Here is a 709-nt window from a genome sequence, read left to right as displayed (position 1 = left end):
AGGTAAATGAAGTGAAAACTCCGTCCTTCTTCCCGCAAAAACTCCTTGACCATTTTGGCATGATGAATTCGGGCGTTATCCAGCACCAAGACGATGAGACGATCCGGGTAACGCTCTTTGAGAATCCGCCGAAGCGATGTCCCAGCCCAGCTCCGCGGGTGTCGTGGTCAACACAAGGTGTTTGATCTCTTCCTGCTGTTCTTCGGTGAGAAACGGCTCTCGCCCAGGGGCAAAATCCCGATGAAGCAGGAGTTCCAGGCCCCCTTCGTTAAACAGCGACACATAATGGGAAACGGTTTGGCGGCACACGTTGACCATGGAGGCCACGTCTTTGCCCAAATAGCCTTCCATGACCAGGCGGACGGCCATCACACGTTGGCGGAGATGAGCGTTTTTGATCTTCCGTTCCTGCTTGCGGAGTTTCCGGGGCGTCCATCCATGGTTGTCGGTGATGTTGAGACGTTTCATGCAGAATTCCGCTCCTTTCCCATGCTTTTCCTTAGGAGCAGTATAACCAGAGTGGGCACCGCTTATGCGAAGGTTAACTTTTCAATGAGCATGTATATAGACGTTTCGTTACCTCGATGTCTTCCCTCGACGGCTCGCAATGACCGCTGGGATGATTATGGGCGACGATGATGGAAGCAGAGTTGGAGAGAATGGCAGCCTTCATCACCTCCCTCGGATGCACAATGCTAGCGTTCAGGCT

The 709-nt window shown here is 52.9% G+C and carries 2 protein-coding genes and 1 pseudogene; all 3 read right to left on the bottom strand.

All coding sequences use genetic code 11. The annotated features are described in order from the left end of the window. Window positions 1–86: hypothetical protein (locus tag U1T56_RS24200; protein ID WP_418162047.1), on the bottom strand; the 86-nt coding region annotated here is incomplete at its 3' end. Next, window positions 76–468, bottom strand: a complete 393-nt coding sequence (locus U1T56_RS24195; protein ID WP_328207867.1) for a helix-turn-helix domain-containing protein — start codon at window positions 466–468, stop codon at window positions 76–78. The genes U1T56_RS24195 and U1T56_RS24200, both read right to left, overlap by 11 nt. A 97-nt stretch (window positions 469–565) precedes the next feature. Then, window positions 566–709, bottom strand: a pseudogene (locus tag U1T56_RS24190) (JAB domain-containing protein); the annotation flags it as partial.

Origin of the sequence: Benzoatithermus flavus, from assembly GCF_037908215.1 — a bacterium.
Classification (GTDB): domain Bacteria; phylum Pseudomonadota; class Alphaproteobacteria; order Geminicoccales; family Geminicoccaceae; genus Benzoatithermus; species Benzoatithermus flavus.
The sequence above is the reverse complement of the archived record's forward strand: the minus strand, read 5'-3'. Positions and strand labels throughout refer to the sequence as shown.